General features: G+C 72.5%; 18 protein-coding genes. 9 read left to right on the top strand and 9 right to left on the bottom strand.

Annotated elements, in window-relative coordinates; all coding sequences use genetic code 11:
- Window positions 1-55 precede the first annotated feature (55 nt).
- Complete coding sequence (locus tag AC5L3Z_RS05885; protein WP_494840133.1) at window positions 56-1,909, top strand: dynamin family protein; 1,854 nt, start codon at window positions 56-58, stop codon at window positions 1,907-1,909.
- The gene (locus tag AC5L3Z_RS05880) at window positions 1,906-3,375 is read left to right on the top strand and encodes a dynamin family protein (protein WP_494840131.1); all 1,470 of its coding nucleotides are present in this window, start codon (window positions 1,906-1,908) and stop codon (window positions 3,373-3,375) included. Before AC5L3Z_RS05885 ends, AC5L3Z_RS05880 begins: the two co-directional genes overlap by 4 nt.
- 42 nt (window positions 3,376-3,417) lie before the next feature.
- Here AC5L3Z_RS05880 and AC5L3Z_RS05875 read toward each other — a convergent pair whose 3' ends face one another.
- Complete coding sequence (locus tag AC5L3Z_RS05875) at window positions 3,418-4,182, bottom strand: inositol monophosphatase family protein (RefSeq protein WP_494840129.1); 765 nt, start codon at window positions 4,180-4,182, stop codon at window positions 3,418-3,420.
- 593 nt (window positions 4,183-4,775) lie between these two features.
- Here AC5L3Z_RS05875 and AC5L3Z_RS05870 point away from each other — a divergent pair.
- Together AC5L3Z_RS05870 and helR are read left to right on the top strand one after the other, a co-directional pair.
- Entirely contained in the window at window positions 4,776-6,011 is a 1,236-nt protein-coding gene (locus tag AC5L3Z_RS05870; RefSeq protein ID WP_494840127.1) for a glycosyltransferase, read from the top strand.
- 45 nt (window positions 6,012-6,056) lie between these two features.
- Window positions 6,057-8,210 carry an RNA polymerase recycling motor ATPase HelR gene (gene helR / locus AC5L3Z_RS05865; protein ID WP_494840125.1) on the top strand — a complete coding sequence of 718 codons (2,154 nt, stop codon included), beginning with the start codon at window positions 6,057-6,059 and terminating at the stop codon, window positions 8,208-8,210.
- A 37-nt stretch (window positions 8,211-8,247) separates the two neighbouring features.
- Here the strand turns inward: helR and AC5L3Z_RS05860 are convergent, their stop codons facing one another.
- From AC5L3Z_RS05860 to AC5L3Z_RS05835, 6 genes are all read right to left on the bottom strand, one after another.
- Window positions 8,248-8,994 carry an XRE family transcriptional regulator gene (locus AC5L3Z_RS05860; protein ID WP_494840123.1) on the bottom strand — a complete coding sequence of 249 codons (747 nt, stop codon included), beginning with the start codon at window positions 8,992-8,994 and terminating at the stop codon, window positions 8,248-8,250.
- 34 nt (window positions 8,995-9,028) lie between these two features.
- Window positions 9,029-9,412 (bottom strand): VOC family protein, encoded by a 384-nt coding sequence (locus tag AC5L3Z_RS05855; RefSeq protein ID WP_494840121.1) that lies wholly within the window; start codon window positions 9,410-9,412, stop codon window positions 9,029-9,031.
- A 27-nt stretch (window positions 9,413-9,439) separates the two neighbouring features.
- Window positions 9,440-9,823: a VOC family protein gene (locus tag AC5L3Z_RS05850; protein ID WP_494840120.1), complete on the bottom strand. Its 384-nt coding sequence runs from the start codon at window positions 9,821-9,823 to the stop codon at window positions 9,440-9,442.
- 135 nt (window positions 9,824-9,958) lie between these two features.
- On the bottom strand, window positions 9,959-10,909 hold the full coding sequence (locus AC5L3Z_RS05845) for an aminoglycoside phosphotransferase family protein (RefSeq protein WP_494840118.1): 951 nt from the start codon (window positions 10,907-10,909) through the stop codon (window positions 9,959-9,961).
- 156 nt (window positions 10,910-11,065) lie between these two features.
- Window positions 11,066-11,752, bottom strand: coding sequence for a P-loop nucleotide/nucleoside kinase family protein (locus tag AC5L3Z_RS05840; RefSeq protein ID WP_494840116.1), 687 nt, complete (start codon window positions 11,750-11,752; stop codon window positions 11,066-11,068).
- A gap of 513 nt (window positions 11,753-12,265) precedes the next feature.
- Window positions 12,266-13,339, bottom strand: coding sequence for a sigma-70 family RNA polymerase sigma factor (locus tag AC5L3Z_RS05835; protein WP_494840114.1), 1,074 nt, complete (start codon window positions 13,337-13,339; stop codon window positions 12,266-12,268).
- Window positions 13,340-13,409: 70 nt separating this feature from the next.
- Between AC5L3Z_RS05835 and AC5L3Z_RS05830 the strand changes: the two genes are divergently transcribed.
- From AC5L3Z_RS05830 to AC5L3Z_RS05810, 5 genes are all read left to right on the top strand, one after another.
- Complete coding sequence (locus AC5L3Z_RS05830) at window positions 13,410-14,243, top strand: alpha/beta fold hydrolase (protein ID WP_494840112.1); 834 nt, start codon at window positions 13,410-13,412, stop codon at window positions 14,241-14,243.
- A 231-nt stretch (window positions 14,244-14,474) separates the two neighbouring features.
- Entirely contained in the window at window positions 14,475-15,644 is a 1,170-nt protein-coding gene (locus tag AC5L3Z_RS05825) for a WD40 repeat domain-containing protein (RefSeq protein WP_494840110.1), read from the top strand.
- A 120-nt stretch (window positions 15,645-15,764) separates the two neighbouring features.
- On the top strand, window positions 15,765-15,977 hold the full coding sequence (locus AC5L3Z_RS05820; RefSeq protein ID WP_494840109.1) for a hypothetical protein: 213 nt from the start codon (window positions 15,765-15,767) through the stop codon (window positions 15,975-15,977).
- Between the two features lie 185 nt (window positions 15,978-16,162).
- Window positions 16,163-16,918, top strand: a complete 756-nt coding sequence (locus tag AC5L3Z_RS05815; protein ID WP_494840107.1) for a neutral zinc metallopeptidase — start codon at window positions 16,163-16,165, stop codon at window positions 16,916-16,918.
- Between the two features lie 129 nt (window positions 16,919-17,047).
- Window positions 17,048-17,695: an HAD family hydrolase gene (locus AC5L3Z_RS05810; RefSeq protein WP_494840624.1), complete on the top strand. Its 648-nt coding sequence runs from the start codon at window positions 17,048-17,050 to the stop codon at window positions 17,693-17,695.
- Window positions 17,696-17,751: 56 nt separating this feature from the next.
- On the opposite strand, the gene AC5L3Z_RS05805 is transcribed toward AC5L3Z_RS05810, so the two are convergent.
- Together AC5L3Z_RS05805 and AC5L3Z_RS05800 are read right to left on the bottom strand one after the other, a co-directional pair.
- The gene (locus AC5L3Z_RS05805) at window positions 17,752-20,301 is read right to left on the bottom strand and encodes an ABC transporter permease (protein WP_494840106.1); all 2,550 of its coding nucleotides are present in this window, start codon (window positions 20,299-20,301) and stop codon (window positions 17,752-17,754) included.
- Complete coding sequence (locus AC5L3Z_RS05800) at window positions 20,301-21,071, bottom strand: ABC transporter ATP-binding protein (RefSeq protein WP_494840104.1); 771 nt, start codon at window positions 21,069-21,071, stop codon at window positions 20,301-20,303. Before AC5L3Z_RS05800 ends, AC5L3Z_RS05805 begins: the two co-directional genes overlap by 1 nt.
- Window positions 21,072-21,138: the final 67 nt, after the last annotated feature.

The following is a 21,138-nucleotide window of genomic DNA, read 5'->3' as shown; positions in this document are numbered from 1 at the left end:
CGGCTCCATCCGGCCACTTGATAATTAATCCGGAATCAGCACACTTGGTGCCGTGATGGCGGGGATCTGGCTGGACGCGCTCGACGGGCTCGCCCGCACGTGCCGCGAACACGGGCGAGCGGACCTGCTGCAGACGGTCCGGCAGAAACGGGCCCAGCTGCTCGACCCGCAGCTGCGCGTCCTGGTCGTCGGCGAACCGAAGCAGGGCAAGAGCCAGCTCGTCAACGCCATCGTGAACGCGCCGGTGTGTCCGGTCGGTGACGCCCGCACCACCGTCCTGCCGACCGTGGTGCGGCACGCCGAGGTCGCCTCGGCCGCGATGGTGCAGGCGGCGTCCACCCCCGGGCAGCCGGCCGGCACCGCCGTCCCGGCGAGCGTCGAGCGGACCCCGGTACCGCTGGACCAGATCACGGCCGCGGTGGCCGGCACGCTCGGGCGTCGAGCCGGCGGCGCCCCGGCGTACGTCGAGGTCGGGCTGCCGCGGGCGCTGCTCGGTGGTGGGATCGTGCTGGTGGACACGCCCGGCAACGACGAGGTGGCCGCGCTCGGCGCCGGCGCCCCGGTCGCCGCGTTCCACCGTGCCGACACGGTGCTGCTCGTCACCGACTCGACCCGGGAACTCTCGGTCGCCGAGCTGAACCTGCTGCTGCACATCACCCGTTCGCATCCGAACGTGGCGGTGGTGCAGACCAAGACCGACCTGGCGCCGGACTGGCGCACGGTCGCCGAGCGTAATCGGCAGCACCTCGCCGAGGCCGGCGTACCGGCGGTGCTGATCCCGGTCTCGTCGGCGTTGCGGCTGCGCGCGGCGGCCGCCGACGACCACCGGCTCAACGCCGAGTCGGGCTTCCCGCCGCTGATCGCCCGCCTCCAGCGTGACCTGACCGGCAAAGCCGACGTGCTGGCCCGGGCCTCGGTCGCCATGATCGCCCGCACCGTGGTGGAGCAGCTCGCCGCGCCGCTGCGTGCCGAGCTCGACAGCCAGGAGGCGGCGGAACAGTCCGGCCCGATCTTCCGGCTGCACGCCGCGCAGCGCGAGGTCGACGAGCTGCGCCGCTGCTCCACGCGATGGCAGAACACGCTCGCCGACGAGATGACCGACCTGCTGTCCGACATCGAGTACGACCTGCGCGACCGCACCCGGCAGATCCTGCGGATGGTCGACGAGGCGTTCGACACGGCCGACCCGCTGGTCGCCTGGGACACCTTCCAGGAGTGGCTGCAACGCAGCCTCGTCGACGCCGCGCAGGCCAACCACGAGTGGTTGGCCCAGCGCTGCGACTTCGTCGCCCGGCGGGTCGCCGGCAACTTCGCCCGGTACGGCTACGACGTGCTGCCGCCCTGGTCGACGACGGTGCCGGAGGATCTCGTCGACCGGGTGCCGGAGATCGAACGGCCCACCATCGACCGGTTCACCGCGAGCCAGAAGGTGTTCACCGGCATGAAGGGCTCCTACGGTGGCCTGCTGATGTTCGGCCTGGCCCTGACGCTGGCCGGCATGCCGATGATCAACCCGGTGTCGATCGGCGCGGGCGCGCTCTTCGGCGGCAAGAGCATCCGGGACGAGAGCAAGCAGCTGCTGCGGCGCCGCCAGGCAACGGTCAAGACGGCGATCCAGCGGCACGTGGACGACTTCTTCGTCCGCACCACCAGGGACTGCCGGGACACTGCCCGGCAGGTGCAGCGGATGCTGCGGGACCACTTCACCGCGCTGACCGAGGAGTTGCAGGAGGCCATCGTCCAGTCCTTCCGTACGGCGAAGCAGGCCGCCGACACCGACGCGGCCGTCCGCGACCAGCGCCAGCGTGAGATCCGGCTGAAGATGAGCCGGTTGGCCGCCGTCTACGAGCAGGCCCAGCAGTTGACCGGCGCCCGGCCCGCCCCGGCGCCGCTGGAGCCCCGGGCATGACGGTCGGCCTGCGGCTGGACGAGGCGGTGTGGGGACTGCTGCACCAGGCCCTCCAGCTCTACCGGGACAACCCCGGGGCGACCCGTCGCCTCCGGCAGCAGGTGGCCCGGCTGGAGCAACCGCTGCGGGTCGCGATCGCCGGCCCGTGGCGGTCGGGCAAGTCGACCCTGCTCAACGCGATCATGGGCGAGGAGGTCGCACCGGTCGACGGCCCGGACGGCAGCGGCGTCTTCACCTGGTACGAGGACGGTCCGCAGCCGCGCGCCACCGCCTACTCGACCAGCCAACCCCCGCAGGAGTTGGCGGTGGTCAGGTCGGCCACCGGCATGCGGGTGGACCTCGTCGGCTGGCGTGCCGGCGAGCTGCGCGACATCGCGGTGCAGTGGCCGACCCGGGCGCTGCGGCAGGTGACCCTGGTCGACACGCCCGCCATCAACGGCGTTGACGAGCACGGCCGGGCACCGGTGATGGACCGGGTGTTGCGCGACGCGGACGCGGTGCTGTACCTGACCCGCGACGCTCGCGGCAGCGACCTGCGGGTGCTGGAGTCCAGCCGGGACAGTCAGGTCGGGCAGGCCGCCCCGGTGAACGTGATCCTGGTGCTGGCCCGGGCCGACGAGACCGGCGGCGGACGGATCGACGCGCTGCTCACCGCCCGCCAGCTCGCCCGACAGCAGTACCGCGACCCCCGGGTGAGCGCGCTCTGCGTGACCACGGTGGCGTGCAGCGGACTGCTCGGCCTGGCCGGTCGGGTGCTCAGCGAGTCGGACTTCGCCGTGCTCGCGCAGTTGGCCCGGGTGTCCCGGGAGGAGCTGGAGGCGCACCTGCTCTCCGCCGACCGTTTCGTCCGCGGTGAGCTGCCGGTACCGCTGGCGGCCGAGGTGCGCGCCGCGCTGCTGGACCGGCTCGGTCTCATCGGGGTCCGGCTGGCCGCCACCCTCGTGCGCACCGGCTGCGACAGCCGGGGCAAGCTCGCCGCCGAACTCATCCGCCGTAGCGGCCTGACCGAGCTGCGCGAGTCGGTGAACCGCTTCTTCGTGGACCGACGGGAGACCCTCAAGGCCCGCGCGGCACTGGCCGCGGTGGAGGCGCTGCTGAGGGCCGAACCCGTCCCGGGCGGTGGCGAGCTGCTCAGCGGCATGGAGCAGATCCTCGCCGGCGCCCACCAGTTCCGGGAGCTGCGCCTGCTGGCGGCGTTGCGGGCCGGCAGGCTGGGATTCGACGCCGAACTGGCCGCGGAGGCGCGGCGCCTGGCTGGCGGTGACGGGGTCGGCCTGGCCGACCGGCTCGGCGCTGAGCACGACGCGAGCGTGCAGCGGCTCTGGGAACTCGCGTCCGAGGCGCAGTGGCGGTGGCTGAACCGCGCGGAGGACCCGCTGCTCCGGCTGGCCCAGCGGCGCGGCGCGCAGGTCGTCGTCCGCAGTTGCGAGGGGATGCTGGCCGAGCTGGCGGCGGGCGGCCGGTGAGCTGCCCGCCCGACGCTGCGAGCCCGGGGTGCATCCCGGCGGTCAGGGGCGCGCCGGGTAGCGGAGCGCGGTGAGCAACTGACTGTGCAGGTTGGCGTTGGAGTACAGGCCACCGCCTTGGTCGCCCGCACGTCCTCCGGTTGGATCGGTGAACCGGCCGCCCGCTTCCTCGACGAGCAGAATCCATGGCGCGTGATCCCAGATGTGGTAGCGCTCGACCAGGAAGGCATCGATTTCGCCGCGAACGAGCTCGACGAGCGGGAGGGGGCTTGCCGGTGGGCGGGCCACACCCGGTGGGAGACGGGCTCTGGACGCGTCGTCCAGCGCATCGAGCCGGGCACCAGCCAACATCGAAGTGGTGCTGACTTGAAGGCCCTTCGATTCGGCCTGCTCGCGTGGCCACGACGACTCGAAGGCACCGCCGCCTCGGGTCGCCCACCAGCAGCGGCGCAGCGCAGGGGCGGTGACGACCGCGAGCTCGGTGCTCCCGGCGACCTCCAGCGCGAGGTGAACCCGCCAGTTCGGGTCACGCCGGCAGAAGAACGACGTGCCGTCGATCGGGTCGATGATCCAGACCCGGTCGGACTCACCGAGTCGACCAAACTCCTCGCCGAGCAGCGCATCTTCCGGCCTCGCCGCGGACAACGTCTCGCGAAGCAGTCGCTCGACTGCCCGGTCGGCTTCCGTGACTGGTGTGCCGTCGGCCTTCAGCGTGGCCGAAACGCCGGACTCGAAGTGAGCGAGCGCGAGGTCCGCCGCCAGATCCGACGTGTCGAACGCGAGTTGTAGGTCGTCAGCGCTGTCCACCACCGACGACGCTATCAGCCCGGGCCGCCCGCCCTCACTGTGCCGGGACGACGTTGCGGCACCAGCCCGCGGTGCTGGAGGTGCAGGCACTCGTCGCGCGGACGGCCGCCGAAGGCTTGCCGGGGTGCACGAATCACCGCGGCGGTCGCCGCCGATCGAGGATTGCGCGATCCCTCAGTTCCATGGTTCGAGGTGGGGGTTCTCGCCGAGCATTCGCGCGCTCTGCAGGCACAGATCCTCGCCGAACAGCTGGTTGCCGCGGGATTCGGTGCCCCATGCTTCGTCGGCGCACGCCGCGATGGCCCGGTACGTACAGCCTTCGGCCCCGCCATCGCCGGACCTGCCGCGCAATCTCCCTGGTCAGGCTCAGTCCCCACCCTCCAGCACCAGGTGATCCTGGGCCGGGAGTGGGGTCGTGGCACGTCGTCACGTCGCGAGGAGTTTGTCCGTCCAAGCGAACAAAAAATGGAAAGAAGAGGGCCCTCTTCTTTCCATTTTCAGAATATAGCGTACCGGGGGACTTGCCGCAAGACCGGGGTCATGCCGCAGAATCACCGGCCGAGGCCGGGGCCTGCGGAAATGGAAGGCACGAAATGCGAGTGTTGTTGTCGACGTACGGTTCACGCGGGGACGTCGAACCATTGGTGGGACTCGCGGTGCGGTTGCGGGCGCTCGGCGTCAAGGCGCGGGTCTGCGCGCCGCCGGACGTGGAGTTCGCCGAGCGGCTGGCCGCAGTCGGCGTGCCGCTGGTGCCGTTCGGCCCGTCGGCGCGCGCCCTGATGACCGCGACGACGCCGCCGTCGCCGGCGGATCTGCCCCGGCGCGCGGCCGAGTTGATCGCCGACCAGTTCGCCGCCGTCACCGCGGCGGCCGAGGGATGTGACGCACTGGTGGCGACCGGCGTGGTGCCGGCCGCGGCGGGCGCGCGGTCAGTGGCCGAGAGACTGGGCATCCGCTACCTGTACGCGACCTTCCAGCAGCTCACCCTGCCGTCGCCGGGCCGCCCGCCGCTGGCGTACCCGGGGCGGCCGTTCCCGCCGGAGGTGACCGACAACCGGGTGCTGTGGGAGCTGGACGCTCAGAGCATCGACGCGCTGTTCGGTGCGGCGCTCAACACCAACCGGGCGGCGGTCGGCCTGCCCCCGGTCGACGACGTTCGCGACTACGTCCTCGGCGACCGGCCGTGGCTGGCGACGGACCCGATCCTGGACCCGTGGCGGGAGACGCCGGACCTCGACGTCGTGCAGACCGGCGCGTGGATGCTGCCCGACGCGCGCCCACTGCCGGCCGGGTTGGTGGCGTTCCTGGAGGCCGGCACACCACCGGTGTACGTGGGCTTCGGCAGCATGCCGATGCGGGCGTCGACCGACGCCGCCCGGGTGGCCGTCGAGGCGATCCGGGCGCAGGGCCGCCGCGTCCTCGTCGGGAGCGGCTGGGCCGACCTGGCCCTGATCGACGCCGGCGACGACTGCTTCGCCGTCGGCGAGGTCAACCAGCAGGCACTCTTCGGCCGGGTGGCCGCCGTCGTGCACCACGGCGGCGCGGGTACGACGACGACGGCCGCCCGGGCCGGTACGCCTCAGGTGGTGGTACCCCAGATGGCGGACCAGCCGTACTGGGCCGGCCGGGTGGCCGACCTGGGCATCGGCGCGGCACACGATGGGCCGACTCCGACGTTCGAGTCCCTGTCGGCCGCGCTCAGGACGGCCCTGACCCCCGAGACCCGCGCACGAGCGACCGCCATGGCCGGCACGATCCGCACCGACGGAGCGACGGTGGCGGCGCTGCTGCTGATCGAGGCGGTCAGCCGGGACAGGTGTCCGCGTTGACCAGTCGACGAGCCATGCCAGCGACCTCAGATCGGAACGGATGACGTGAACTCTCTCGATCCCCGGTTCTTCGACCTTCCCGACCGCCTGTCTGCCAAGGCCGACCCGGCGCTGATCGCCGGCGACGAGCAGCACTTCGCGGCCATCGCCGAGAGCCTCGAGCAGTTGTCCGTCGACCTGTCCGACCGTCTCGACGCCGCGCGCAGGGCGCCCGGCGGCAAGGGGCGGCAGGCGGTGGACCGGGACATGGAGGTCCGCCGGCTGACCGCGCGCCTGGGCGTACTGCGTCGCTTCGGTGTGGACCTGTGCCTCGGCCGCATGGTCGGCGCGGACGACGCCGAGCCCGTGTACGTCGGACGGCGTGGCCTCACCGACAGCGCGGGTCGACGGCTGTTGCTCGACTGGCGTTCTCCGGCGGCGGAGCCGTTCTTCGCCGCGACCCACGCCAACCCGATGGGTCTGGCGAGCCGCCGCAGGTATCGCTGGACCCGCGGCCGGATCAGCGACTACTGGGACGAGGTGTTCACCTCGGACGGGTGGGAGGGGCACGCCGCGCTCGACGACCAGTCCGCCTTCATCGCCAGCCTGGGCAGCAGCCGGTCGAATCGGATGCGGGACGTGCTCGGCACCATCCAGGCCGACCAGGACGCCATCATCCGGGCGGGGTCACGCGGCGCTCTCGTCGTCGACGGCGGTCCGGGTACGGGGAAGACCGTCGTCGCGCTGCACCGCACCGCCTACCTCCTCTACGCCGACCCGCGCCTGGGTCACCGCCGGGGCGGCGTGCTGTTCGTCGGCCCGCACCAGCCCTACCTGGCCTACGTCGCCGACGTCCTCCCCAGCCTCGGCGAGGAGGACGTGCAGATCTGCACCCTGCGGGACCTCGTCGCGGAGGGCGCCGCGGCAGCGGTCGAGACCGACCCGGAGGTGGCCCGTCTGAAGTCGTCCGCGGACCTGGTGAAGGCGATCGAGGCGGCCGTCAGGTTCTACGAGGAGCCGCCGGCCAAGGGGATGACGGTCACGACCGGCGAGTCCGACATCTGGCTGAGCGCCGACGACTGGGCCGAGGCGTTCGAGGCGGCCGGACCCGGTACCCCGCACAACGAGGCGCGGGACGAGATCTGGGAGGAGCTGCTGACGATTCTGCTGGAGAAGTACGACGGCGATGAGCCGGAGGACCTGGTCCGCAGGTCGCTGCTGCGCAACAGGGAACTGCGCGCGGCCGTCAACCGCGCCTGGCCGCTGCTCGAAGCGACCGACCTCGTCGCAGACCTGTGGTCGGTGCCCGCCTACCTGCGCAAATGCGCGCCCTGGCTCAGCCCCGAGGAGGTTCGGACGTTGCAGCGCGCGGACGCCCAGGCCTGGACGGTGTCCGACCTGCCGCTGCTGGACGCGGCACGCCAGCGCCTCGGCGACCCGGAGGCCTCCGGGCGCAACCGCCGGCACGACGCCGCTGTCGCCGTCGAACGGGAGCGCATGGCCACCGTCGTCGACGAGCTGATCGAGGCCCACGCCTATGACGACGGTGAAGGCGTGCTGTCGAGCCTGCGCCAACTGGATCTCCAGGATGCCCTGGTCGACGAGTCCGCACTGCCCAGCGCCGAGCCGGACGTGCTCGCCGGCCCGTTCGCCCACATCGTCGTGGACGAGGCTCAGGAGCTGACCGACGCGGAGTGGCAGATGTTGCTGCTGCGCTGCCCGTCCCGGAGCTTCACCATCGTCGGGGACCGCGCCCAGGCCCGGCACGGGTTCACCGAGTCGTGGCAGGAACGGCTCGAACGGCTCGGGCTCGACCGGATCGAGCTGGCCCGCCTGAGCATCAACTACCGGACGCCGATGCAGGTCATGGCGGAGGCCGAGCCGGTCATCCGGGCCGTGCTCCCGGACGCCAACGTGCCGACCTCCATCCGCAGCGGCGACGTCCCCGTCGTACACGGCTCGGTCGCTGATCTGGACGCGATCCTCGACACCTGGCTCGCCGCGCACGCCGACGGGATCGCCTGCGTCATCGGCGACCCCACGTTCCGGGCGACGTCCCGGGTCCGGTCGCTGACCCCGGAGCTGGCCAAGGGGCTCGAGTTCGACCTGGTCGTCCTCGTCGATCCCGAGGCGTTCGGCACGGGCATCGAAGGAGCGGTCGACCGCTATGTCGCGATGACCCGGGCGACCCAGCAACTCGTCATCCTCACCAGCTCCTGACGACGCGATCGCGGTGAGCAAGCCGCCGCTGCGGGGGTCACGGCTCCAGCATGGACCGGGCCTGGTCGCGGACCTGCCGTACCTGGTCGGCGGTCAGCCGCCGGACGTCCCAGATCAGCTCGGCCACGTCGGCCGCGGCGGGGTCCACCGTTGCGGCGCCGTCCGGCAGCGCGACGCCCGTCAGGGCCGCCAACTCCCCGGCGGCAACGCCCAGCACGGTCGCCAGAGCCACCAGCCGCTCCGGGGACAACGGACTGCGGCCGTGGCCGACCTGGCCGATCGTCGCCGCGGACAGGTACAGGGGGGTGAGCGTGGCCAGGCTCCGCACCGAGCCCACCCAGTTCAGGTTCCGGTTCTGCAGCATGCGGACGACCATGGCGCCGGGGCCCGGCGGGTACCGCTCGCGCGGCTTCGGTGGCGGTACGGGGGTGGTGCGGTGCTGCTGCGGCAGCGAGTGGACGAGGTGGCGCAGCCGCTGTCTCCGCTCGGGCGGCAGGCGGATGGCGTACCCGACGAGCGTGGCGACCATCCCGCCGGCCGCCGCGTCCAGCGGGGCCAGGTCCTCCGGCACCGCCCGCCCGGCCACCACGAACAGGTCGGCGGTGGGCAGGTCGAGCGCGGGTGCCAGCCGGCGGAGCAGCGACGGCCCCGGCGCGGCACCGTCGAGGACCGCCCGGATCTCGTGGTGCGTAACGGCGGCCGCCCGGGACAGGGCGGCGGGGTCCGCCTTCCGGTACGCCAGCAGCCGGGCCAACGACACGTGGAAGGGCGGCTGCCCGGTCATGCCGCCGGCCCGGGGCGTACGTCGGAGCGGAGCGTCACTCCCAGGTCCTGGCGTGGGCGGCGAAGACCTCCGGTGCGCTCTCCACCGGCAGGACGCAGACCAGGTGCCCACCGGGCGCCCGCAGCACCCGCACCTCCTGCCACCGGGTGACCTGGGTGGCGCCGAGCGCGAGCAGGCGCGCGGTCTCGGCCTCGACGTCGTCGGTCTCGATGTCGATGTGCATGCGGGGTGCGCCGTCGTCGATCGCCTGCACGGCGACGTCGAGGTCGGGCAGCGCCTCGTGCAGGTTGACGAACTGCGGCTCTCCGGGCAGCGGCCGGGCCGGTGCGCCGAGCGCCGCCGACCAGAAGGCGACCGCCTGGTCGGCCGTGTCTCGGGGCGTGTCGATCAGGATCGCGTACACGCGGCTGCGGTGCATGCGCCGCAGGGTACCGGTTGTCGCGACCTACAACTCCTCGAACAGCTCCCACTGGATGTTGTCCGGGTCGCGGAGAACGATCATCGCCGGGCCGTTCGAGTCCGCCTTCACCCCGCTGTGCGGGACCTCGTTCGCGGTGAGCACCTCGGCCAGGCGTACGACGTCACCCACGGGCACGCCGATGGCGATGTGATCCAGGCCGATGCGCGCCTCGGTGAAGCGGTCGCCGTTAGGCGTGCCGGGCAAGGCCGGGTGAAGCACCAGGCTGGTTGAGGTACCTCTCATGCGGAAGCGCAGCTTCTCGCCCGGAAAGTCCTGGTCGACCCGCAGCCCGAGGATCCCCTCGTAGAAGCGGCGAGACCGCTCCAGGTCGCTGACGCGCAGCGTGATGTGATGGAACTGATAGGTCATCGAGCGACGGTAGGTTCGGGTTCGCTGCCCGTCAACCGCATTCCGGCCGGTACCTCGGACGGTCATCCCGCGGGCCATCATGGGCCACCAGCTGCTCTGGCCCGCCCTCGTCGGGCGAGCCCGTCGTTCCATGGCCTAGTACTCCAGCCGGGGATCGTGACCAGCGCCGACCGTGTACTCAGAAAAGATCTCGCCGAGGACGCGCTGCGCGCTCGCGAATTCTTCCGCGTCCTCGGGATCTTCGAAGGTGTAGGAGCAGGTAGCGAGCGTTTTCCAGAGGGCCCAGCCACGTCCGCGCGCCCACGTCGCATCATCCACCGACAGCCGCTCGCGGAACGCCTGCCGGCCGTCAGCGGTCAGCAACGTCCAGGCGATCGCCAGATCGCAGGCTGGGTCACCGACGCCGCATGTCCCGAAGTCAATGACGGCCGCCAGCTGGCCGTCAGCAAGTAGAAGGTTTCCCTGGGCGATGTCTCCATGGAACCAGCGGTCTACACCGTCCCAGCAGGCGTCGAGTGCCCTCGCCCAGATCTCGCGCATCAGTTCGGCGTCGACGCGGTCGTTCAACTCCGCGAGCGAACGCTCAACTTTCTTGTCGTAGGTGCGCAGGGTGCCGCCCCGGAACCAGTTGTGGACACCCGGCTGCGGACCCTCAGCGGCGTCGACGCTCTGCAAGTCTGCCAGGAACTCGGCGAGGTCGATCGCGAATCGCACCGGGTCGGCGATGCGGTCCACGCTCGCACGTTCGCCGTCGAGCCACCGGTAGATCGACCACGGGTAGGGGTAGCCCGCATCTGGCTTGCCTTTCGCCACCGGGGTGGGGATGGGCAGCGGCAGCCGAGCGGCGAGGGCCGGGAGCCACCGATGTTCCTTGTCGACCGCCAAGGCGTACTCGGCAGCGCTGGGCAGACGTACCAGCCTTTCGGGGCCGAGGTGGAATGTCCAGTTGTCCCAGCCGCCGTTGGCTACCGGCTCAATCGGGAGGTCGGCCAGGTGCGGGAACTGGTCGGCGATGAGCCGACGCACCTGTTCCGCGTCGACATTGATGCGTTGCGGCAGGGGACCGAGATCCGGAACATCACTCACTGAGCCATCCTCGTCTGGCCATCGAGTCAATCCGCCGACGCCGTCACCAAGCCCGCGCCATGAACAGCCACTACGCCCGACAATCCCTCATCGAGCCGTGATCACAATCCCCGGCTGGAGTACTAGGCGATCTCGCGGTCCCGCTCGCCGGTCCGCTCAACTCCGACGGAGCGATTCCACCGACTGGCCGGGACGCCAGCTACCGGCGGGCTGTGGTCGATGGTTCGTTGCTGGCCCGATCGCTGACGAGCCGCCTCCCGCCTGCCCGAGCAGGGCGACGACCGCTGCCACGATCGTCTCGATGGCCCCTACTCCGGGTTCCGAGGTGTCGATCTCGACGACGGCGTCGGCGCTCTCCGGCGGTTGGAAGATCGACCGCTTCAGCTCCCTCCGCTGAAACAGGGACAGCAGCTGCTGGTCGATGGCCCCGCCATCGGCCGCCCGAGCGGCAAGTCGCCGCCCGATGACCACATCCTGGGCGACGACGTGGACAGCCAGCACCCGGGTGCCACACGCGTGCAGGACGTCCAGCAGCCCGGGGGACAACACCGAGGACTCCACGACGAAGCTCACCCCTGAGGCCGCGAGCAGCCGGACTGCCTCGTCCATCACGGCCTCAGCCTGGAGGCTCACGGGACCACCGGCAACGTGGAAGTCCCGGTCGAGCCGCACCCGCCCGTCCTCGGCGAGGGAGGCGGAGGACAGCCCGAGACCTGTCTTGATCTCGTCGCGGGTCAGGAACGGGATACCGAGCCGGCCAGCGGTCGCAGAGGCGATGGTGGTCTTCCCCGCCCCCGGGCATCCGCATACGGCGATCACCACCGGCCGTTCGCTGACCAACATCCGCCGATCCTGGCAGACCAGCAGACCCGCTGTCACCTGCCGAGCGAGGCGTCACGGGCACCCATGGGCCGGTGGCGACTGCCGGCAGCCGCGCGTCACTGGTTCCCTGACGGTCGCCCTGCTGGCACGATCTTGGCGGTGCCCCGGACGGGCGCGAGCGGTGCCAGCCCCCGCGGTCCACGAACGTTTCCGGGCATGGCCGTGGAATTCAGGCGGGGGAGCTCACGACCCACTCCGTGACCGGCGCCTGTCGGCGTCCCGGATCGCGTGCCGCACGGCGAGACGGATCACCCAGTAGAGTACGAGCAGGCTCAGTCCGTAGAAGAGAACGGCGGCGATCGAGGCTTCCATGATCGTGGACGGTAGGCGTCGGCTGGTCGGTGGCGCCACCGCCGTTCGTACCGCCAGGACCACATCCTCACGCCGGCTGGCCGCCGTCGATGAACCTCCGCCCATCCCACTCCCGAAGAGCCGAGTGCACGCCGCTCGGCGTGGCACCGACCCACCGATTGGTCAGGGACGGCGCACTGGCGCGGCCGGCAGCGACGCCGGTAGTCCGAACGCGGCGATCTGCGCCGGGTCCAGGAAGGACGTGATCTCCGCGATCCGCTCGCCGCGCAGGGTCAGCACGTTGACCGACCACAGGTCGTGCGGCCCGACCGCCCCGGGCCGCAGGTAGGAGGCGACCGCCACCTGCCCGTTGGCGCTGGTCGGCAGGTGCCGCCAGCTGCCGCAGCGGGCCAGCGGCACCTCGCGGGCGAAGTCGGTGACCGCGGCGATGCCCCGGTACCAGTGTGGGATCGGCGGCATCGACCAGGTGACGTCCTCGGTCAGCAGCGCCACCAGGGCCTCGGCGTCGCCGTTCTCGAAGGCGGTCGTGTACCCGGTGACGATGGTCCGGAGCCGGGTGTCGTCGAGCGCCCGCAGGGTCCGCTGCTGGCTGATCGCGGGCACCCGGTCCGCGACGAGGCGACGCGCCCGGGCCAGGGCCGAGTGCACCGACGCCACCGAGGTGCGCATCACGGCCGCGACCTCGGCGGCGGTGAAGCCGAGCACCTCGACGAGCAGCAGGGCCGCCCGCTGGTTGCCGGGCAGGTGCTGCAGCGCGGCGACGAAGGCCAGCTCGACGGCTTCGCGCTGCTCGAACCGTACCTCCGGGGCGGCCGGACCGCCGGCGAGCCCGGCGTCCGGGTAGGGGCCCAGCCAGGCGACGTCGCCGGCGGGGGCGTTGTCCAGCACGGCGTGCTCGCTGGCCGGGCCGAGGTCGACGGGCAGCGCCCGGCGGCCCCGACCGGCCACCGCGTCCAGGCAGGTACGGGTGGCGATCGAGTACAGCCACGAGCGCAGCGAGCTGCGGCCCTCGAAGCGAGGCAGCCCCCGCCAGGCCCGCAGCATCGCCTCCTGCAGGGCGTCGTCGGCGTCGTGGGTGGAGCCGAGCATCCGGTAGCAGTGCACGTGCAGTTCCCGCCGCAGCGGCGCCACCAGGGCGGTGAACGCGGCGTCGTCCCCGGCGCGGGCCCGCGCGAGGTTACTGTCGACGGCGGTCCGCGCCGGGGACGGCTGGCTGCTCGCGAAAAGTGCGCTCACCGCGACGATTCTGCCCCACCACCGCGGTCTCCATGATGACCGCGCACGCCCCGAATCCGGGAGGACCCGAATGAACAGCACATCCACCGCGCCCGTCACCGTCGGAACCCTGGAGGTTCCGGACGGGCGGCTGCACTACGAGGTACGCGGGCAGGGGCCGCTCGTGGTGCTGGTCGCCGCTCCGATGGACGCGGCGTCGTTCGCGCCCCTGGCCGACCTGATGGCCACCGACCACACCGTGCTCACCACCGACCCGCGCGGCATCAACCGCAGCCGGCTGCGCGACCCGCACCGGGACTCCACCCCGCTGCTGCGCGCCGACGACGTCGCCCGGCTCATCGCCCACCTCGACGCCGGCCCGGCCGTCGTCCTGGGCTCCAGCGGCGGCGCGTGCACCGTCCTCGCCCTGGCGCAGGAACACCCCGCGCGGGTGCACACGGTGATCGCCCACGAACCGCCGCTGCTGCGGCTGCTCGAGGACCGCGAGGAACTCCTGGCCCGGGAGGAGGACATGATCGCCACCTACCTGGCCGGTGACCGGCTGGGCGCCGGGCGGAAGTTTCTCGCCACCGCGAACATCGAACTGCCCGAGGAGGTCGTCCAGGCGATGTGGGGCGGGGAACCCGAGGCGCAGGTCGCCGCCGACGAGCACTTCCAGTACGCGCACATGATCCGGGGGACCACCGGGTTCGAGCCGGACGTGGCCGCGCTGCGCGACGGCCCGACCCGGGTCGTCGTCGGCATCGGGGAGGAGTCGACCGGCCAGGTCTGCGACCGGGCGTCGAGGGCCCTCGCCGCCGCGCTCGGCGTCGCGCCGGCGATGTTCCCCGGCGGGCACGTCGGCTTCGTCGAGGACCCGCAGCGGTTCGCCACCCGGCTCCGGGAGGTCCTCGTCGAGGGCTGAGCGCGGCGGCGTCCACCGTGGCCACCCGGTCCGGCCCGCCGTGACGTGGCGCCGGCGGTGACCGCGGGACGGTCACGCCGGCGGCGGCGGGCCCGGGCCGGCCGTGCCGGGTGCCGGAAGGTCTCGGTTCGGCGCAGATCGCGCGGTGGGACGCCCTGCGGCGTTGACCGACCCGACCGCCTCCGCTTCGCTGTGCGCGGGTGATCGACGCCCGGAACGGGGGGAACGACGATGGAGTCGGCAACGCAGGGACCGGGGTCCGGACGGGCGCTGGGTCGGGGATGGCTGGGGGTGCTGCTGGCCGGCGTGCTCGTCGGTGTCGCCGCCGGCGGCGTGGGCTGGCGGGCGGCCACCGGAGAGTCCGGGGTGGATGGCGGACCGGCGGCCCCCTCCGTCGCGCCACGGGACGTGCTGACCGGTCTGCCGCCCCAGGTGCGGGTGCCGGCCACCCCGGCCGACCTGCCGGCCGACCGTGCGGTCGGTCCGGCCGCCTTTCTCTACCACGTCGAGCGCTCCGGCGGGTTCGACGAGCGGACCGGCATCTCCGCGCAGCACGACATCCACCTGGTCACCCGCTCCGGCGCGCAGTTCCGCGCCGGACGCACGCCCGCCACCCTCGGCCCGCGGCACCAGTCCCTCTCACCGGACGGGCGGTGGCTGGCCGTCCGCCGGGACGGTCAGTGGTGGCTCCGGGACCTGACCGGCAGCACCGAGCGGACCGTGCCGCCCGGGTACGAGATCTGGGGGTGGTCGACCGACGCGGGTTCGGCGCTGCTCGTCCAGCTGTCCCAGTCGGGCCGGGCCTTCGCGGTCCTGTCCATGCGGGACGGCTCGCTGCGCCGGCTGGACGTGCCGGCGACGCAGCTGACCGACGTGGTCACCCTCGTCGACGGCCGACATCTCGTGCTGGTCGACCTGGCGCCGTTCACCGAGCGCGACGCGGGGTCGGCGACGGTGACCGTGCGGGTGTGGGACATGGAGACCGGCGCCACCCGCGACGTGCCGGTGCTCCGCCCGGGGCAGCTGCGTCCCGGTGAGTCGTTCAACTCGTTCGTCCCGCTGCTGACCGGGGGTGGGAACCCGGCCCGGGTGTGGGTGCAGGTCGCCCGCCAGGAGACCTACCCCACCGGCGGGCCCGAAGGGCCGGTGGCGATCCCGGCGACCTCGCTGGTCGGCGTGGACGTCCGATCCGGTGAGTCGGTGGGGCGGGTGGAGCTGGCCGAGACGAGGAAGGGGGCGGGGGAGCGGTACCTGGGGATCGTCGGCGGGGAGCTTCTGCTGGACCGTACCGCGCGGGGTCGCAGCGAACTGGTCGCCGTCGACCCGGTCAGCGGGGACCGTCGGGTGGTGACGGCGCTGCCGTACCTCGTCCGGGTGCTGGTCCCCGGCGAGCTGTGGTGACCGGGCCTCAGTCCGGGCCGGGCAGCCGGGCGGCGCGGGCGTACAGGTAGCGCCGCTGCGGCCGGTTCACCCGCCGGCCGGGCCGGCCGCCCGGTGGCTTCTGGGTCCTACCGTGGGCGCATGACGACGATGTGGACGGTGTTGACGGCGTTCGCGCTGCTCGCGGTGGCGGCGCTCGGTTGGGTGCTCTGGCGGGACCGCGCCCGTCGGGCCGCCGGCGAGGCGCGCGCGGCCGACCGGGCCGCCCGCGCCGACCAGCAGCGGTACGAAGCCGGCCGGCACGCCAGCCAGGGTGAGATCTGGCAGCGCGACGACCGGACCTCGTCCGGTTGACGATCGCTGCCCCGCCGTGGGCAGGACCGCGCCACCACATCGGCCGATCGGTCGTGCCGGTCCTGCCCCGGGAGAGCTGACCGTGACGCGTCCGGTCATGGTCACGGGCGCCTCCGCCCGGCATGATCGAACCAGGGCCGGGGTACTGCGACCGGCATCGGCGCCGACGCCTGGGGAGGGCAACCGTGACGCAACGCTCTGGTGGGCAGCCGCGCGGGCGGCTGGCCGCCGCGCTGGTGGCGCTCGTGGTGGCCGCCGGCTGCGCGGTCGGCGTGGGGGAGCGCGAGCCGCGGGACTCCGCGCAGCCCGCCCCCGGCCAGTCCCGGTCGGCGGCCTCGCCCGACCCGCGAACCACCCGGGCCGACGGCACCACCAGCATCGAGGAGTTCAAGAGCGACATCGACGCGGCGGTCCGCATCGCCGAGGGCTACTGGGCGGCCCAGTTCAAGGCCTCGGGGCAGTCGTTCCGCCCGATCCGCCGGATCGTGCCCTACCAGCGGGACGGGGAGGTCTCCTGCGCCGGACAGGCGCTGCCGCGCAACAACGCCGTCTACTGCTCGCGGGGCGACTTCATCGCGTACGACGTCAGGTGGTCCGTCGCCGCGTTCCGGCAGGTGGGCGACGCGTTCGTGTTCTACCTGCTCGGTCACGAGTACGCCCACGGCATCCAGGCGCGGCTGAACATCCGCAGCGAGTTCACCATCCAGCAGGAGCTCCAGGCCGACTGCATGGCCGGGGCGTACCTCGGCGACTCGGTGCGCGCCAAGGACCTCACGCTGGACGAGGGTGACCTCGACGAGTTCCGCGAGGGGCTGCTCGCCGTCGGCGACGACCCGGACCAGCCGTGGTTCGCGGAGGGGTCGCACGGCACCGCCGAGCAGCGCAGCGACTCGTTCTTCCGCGGCTACGAGAACTCCCTGGACGCCTGCGGCCTCGGCTGACCCCCGACCTTTGTTGACCTGCGTCACCGCCGGCCGGCCCGGAGCGGCCCGACGCCCGGCCGGTTGGCAGGATCTACAGCCGTCGTCCGACGGATGGAGGATCCGCTGAGCAGCCCACACCCCGCCGCCGTGCTCTTCGACATGGACGGCACCCTGGTCGACAGCGAGAAGCTGTGGGACGTCGCGCTGCGCGAACTCGCGGCCGAGTACGGGGGCGCCCTCTCCGACCCGGCCCGTCGCGCGATGATCGGCACCAGCATGGCCGCCTCGATGCGGATCCTGCACGACGACCTCGGCCAGCCCGAGCGGGACCCGGCGGTCAGCGCCGCCTGGATCAACGCGCGGATCCTGGAGCTGTTCCGCACCGGCCTGCGCTGGCGGCCCGGTGCGCTCGCCCTGCTCGGCGCGGTACGCGCCGCGGGCATCCCCACCGCCCTGGTCACCTCCAGCGGCCGGCCGCTGGTCGAGGTTGCCCTGGACACCCTCGGGCGGGACAGCTTCGACGCGGTGGTCTGCGGTGACGAGGTCGACGCCGCCAAGCCGCACCCCGAGCCGTACCTGACCGCGGCCCGACTGCTGGGCGTGCCGATCGGGCGGTGCGTGGCGATCGAGGACTCGCCGACCGGGGTGGCCAGCGCGCTCGCCGCGGGCGCGGCGGTGCTGGCGGTGCCGGCGGAGGTGCCGATCGCGCCGACGGACGGCGTACACCAGGTGGAGAGCCTGACCGGGGCGGACCTGGAGCTGCTGGCCGCGCTGCTGGGTCAGCCGCCCGCCTGACTCGGACCTGACGAGGGGGCCCCGCCGGACACGGCGGGGCCCCCTCGTCGTCGGGATCAGTCGTGGGCGATGGCGCCGAGCACGTTGATCCGCGCCGCCCGGATCGCGGGCAGCACCGCGGCGATCACGCCGATCAGCGCCGCCAGCCCGAGGAAGAGCGCCATCTGGCCCCAGGGCAGGACCAGGTCGGTGATGCCCTCGTCCTTCAGGGCCCGGACCACGGCGGCGCCGAGGCCGGTGCCGACCACCACGCCGAGCAGCGCACCGAAGATCGAGATCACCACCGCCTCGACGGTGATCATCCGCATGGTCTGCGCCCGACGCAGGCCGATCGCCCGCAGCAGGCCCAGCTCCCGGGTCCGCTCCAGCACCGACAGCGCCAGGGTGTTGATGATGCCGAGGACCGCGATCACGATGGCCAGCGCCAGCAGGATCTGGATCATCCGCAGCGGGGTGTCCAGCTGGCTGGTCTGCTGCTTGATGAACGCGGCCCGGTCGGCCACCGACACCTCGGGGCTGTCCGCGAGCAGCGTCTCCACCTTCGGCTGCACGTCGGCCACCCGGGCGCCCGGGGCCAGCTGCACGAAGCCCTGGATCGGCTGCGGGATGGCGAAGTCCCGCACCGCCTGCGCCGGCAGCACCACCGGGTTGGTCAACTGCGAACTCTCGTAGATCCCGCTGACCGTGTACGTCCGGGCCGCACCCCGGGACAGCTGCACCGTCACCGGGGAGCCGACCGTGAGGTTGCGGGACTTCGCGGTGTCCGAGCTGAGCAGCATCTGCTCCGGCCCGAGCCGGCTGATGTCACCGGCGGTGGCCTTCGCCCCGAAGATCCGCTCCAGCGCGGCCACGTTGCTCGACGCGGCCACCCAGGTCCGGTCGCCGTTGACCACCGCCATGTCGCCGTACTCGCCGTCGACCAGCTGGACGCCCGGAATGGCGGCGGTCCGCTCCAGCACCTCCGGGTCGAAGCTCGGCGGCCGCGGCCCGGTCTGCGACCCGGCGATCACCAGCTCCGCCTTGATCCGGTCCTCGGCGAGGGCGCTGATGCTGCCCTTGGCCGAGTCGAGGATCACCGTCACGCCGGTGACCAGGGCGATGCCGACCATCAGCGCCGCCGCGGTGATCGCGGTACGCCGCGGGTTGCGCCCGGAGTTGAGCCGGCCCAGCTTGCCCGGCACCGACCAGGCGAAGATCGACCCGAGCAGGGCGACCACCGGCCGGCTGATCAGCGGGGTCAGCAGCGCCACCCCGATGAAGGTGAAGAGCACCCCACCGAGGATGGTCGCCAGGGTGCTGTCCCCGGCGTTGCCGCTGAGCCCGAGGAAGAGCAGCGTCCCGCCGATCGCGGTGACGATCCCACCGGCCACCGTCACCTTGGTCAGCGGCCGGTCGGGCGTGGCCACGTCCTGCATCGCCGCGATCGGCGGGATCCGCGACGCCCGCAGCGCCGGCAGCAGCGCCGCCACCACCGTGATGAGCAGACCCACCGCGAAGGCGCCGATCACCGCCGCCGGCGGCACGCCGATCCCGGACAGGCTGAGCCCACCCGCCAGCTTCCCGAACAGGTACGCCAGCAGCGCGCCCACCCCGATCCCGGCGGCGAGCCCCAGCACGGAGGCGATCAGGCCCACCATCACGGCCTCCAGCACCACCGAGCCGATGATCTGCCGGCCGCTGGCCCCGATGGCCCGCATCAGGGCCAGCTCCCGGGTGCGCTGGGCGACGATGATCGAGAAGGTGTTGAGGATCAGGAAGGTCCCCACCAGCAGCGCCACCGCGGCGAAGCCCAGCAGGACCTTGTTGAAGAAGGAGAGCCCCTCCTTCAGGCCCGCCGAGGCGTCCGCGGAGAGCTGCTCGCCGGTCTTGACCTCGTATTCCGCGCCGAGCGCCCGGGCGACGTCGTCGCGGAGCCGCTCGTCGGTCACCCCGTCGGCGGTCTTGACGGTGATGCTGTTGAAGACGTCCCGCTGCCCGAGCATCAGCTGCTGCGCCACACCGGTGGTGAAGGCGACCTCGTTGACCCCGCCGATGGAATCCCGGTCACCGCTGTAACCGAAGATCCCCACCAGGGTGAACTCCTTCTTCGGCTCCAGGGTCAGCACCCCGACCCGGTCGCCCACCTTCACCTTCGCCGCCTGCGCCAACGACGCGTTGACCACGATCTCGTCGTCGGCCTGCGGCCCCCGGCCCTCGCGGAGCCGGACCAAGTCGCTCTCGCCGAGCCAGTTCTCACCCAGCTGCGGCGGGCCGAACGAGGTGACCACCTTGCCGTTGCTGCCGATCAGCCGCGCGCCGTCGGTGGCGACGACCCCGGTGACCTCGGTGGCCCCGGGCACGGCGCGGACCTTCTCCAGCGTCGCGGCCGGGATCGGCACCGCCACCTGCTCGCCCTCGGCCTCGCTCAGCGCGACCTTCGGCTTGCCGGCCACGTTGACGTCGATGCCCTCGTACGCGTCGGCGAAGACCGCGTCGAACGACCGCCCCAGGGTGTCGGTGAGCACGAAGGCGCCGGAGACGAACATGACCCCCAGCACCACGGCCAGGCCGGAGAGGATCAGGCGCACCTTGCGCGCCAGCAGACTCTTCAGAGTTGCCCGGAACATCAGTTGCCCACCTCGGCGGCGGGAGTGTCCAGCTTCTTCATGGTGTCCAGCACCGTGTCGGCGGTCGGCTCGATCAGCTCCGAGACGATCTGCCCGTCGGCGAGGAAGATGACCCGGTCGGCGTACGCGGCGGCGGTCGGGTCGTGGGTGACCATGACGATGGTCTGGCCGTGCTCGCGCACCGAGTTGCGCAGGAAGTTCAGCACCTCGGCGCCGGAGCGGGAGTCCAGGTTGCCGGTCGGCTCGTCGGCGAAGATCACCTCGGGGCGGGCGACCAGGGCCCGCGCGCAGGCGACCCGCTGCTGCTGGCCGCCGGAGAGCTGGGCCGGGCGGTGGCCCAGCCGGTCCCGCAGCCCCACCGTGTCGATCACCGTGTCGTACCAGGCCGGGTCGGGCTTGCGACCGGCGATCGACAGCGGCAGCAGGATGTTCTCCTGCGCGGTCAGCGTGGGCAGCAGGTTGAACTGCTGGAAGATGAAGCCCACCTTGTCCCGGCGCAGCTTCGTCAGGCCCGAGTCGCCGAGCCCGGTCACCGTGGTGTCGCCGATCGCGACCGTGCCCCGGGTGACCGTGTCCAACCCCGCCAGGCAGTGCATCAGCGTCGACTTGCCCGAGCCCGACGGGCCCATGATCGCGGTGAACCGGCCCCGTTCGAACTCCGCGCTGACCCCCCGCAGCGCCGAGACCTGGGCCTCGCCGCTGCCGTACACCTTCCACACGTCGTTCGCCCGGGCCGCGGCCTGCGCCTGCCGGCCTACCGTCGCGGTCAATTCATCTACCTCTTCCGTCTGACTACGTATCCCCATCGCCCCCGCTGGTCGGTGGGGCTGCTCCCAA

The sequence above is a fragment of the Micromonospora sp. LZ37 genome, from assembly GCF_059359015.1.
The sequence above is the reverse complement of the archived record's forward strand: the minus strand, read 5'-3'. Positions and strand labels throughout refer to the sequence as shown.